The organism is Flavobacterium xizangense, from assembly GCF_054075145.1.
The window spans coordinates 1-278 of record NZ_JBSIPG010000079.1; the positions used below are offsets into that span (position 1 = coordinate 1).

Annotated in this window: 1 protein-coding gene; it reads right to left on the reverse strand. The window is 72.7% G+C overall.

Going from position 1 to position 278, the window contains the following annotated elements:
* Positions 1 to 23: 23 nt before the first annotated feature.
* Positions 24 to 278: hypothetical protein (locus ACWA1B_RS22590; protein ID WP_456910847.1), on the reverse strand; the 255-nt coding region annotated here is incomplete at its 5' end.

Genomic DNA, 278 nt, shown 5'->3' on the forward strand with positions numbered 1-278 from the left:
GTTACGGCGCGCCCTGAGCGCGGCTAGGCAGTGGTGGCGATGCCGTATTTGCGGCGCGCCGCCGCATACGCCTGTTCCAGCGCCGGCAGGCGCGGGTGGCCGCCCGCCTCGGTTTGCAGCGCGCGCAACTGGGTGTGGGCCAGCTCGCCGAGCGGGTGGTCCCAGCCCAGCTCGTCAATCTGGCGCACGATGGCGCCCACCAGGGCCAGTTGTACTTCCGCGCTGTGCGGCGACACATGCAAGGCCTCGCGCAGGCTCTGCACCGCGCCGCGCACGTC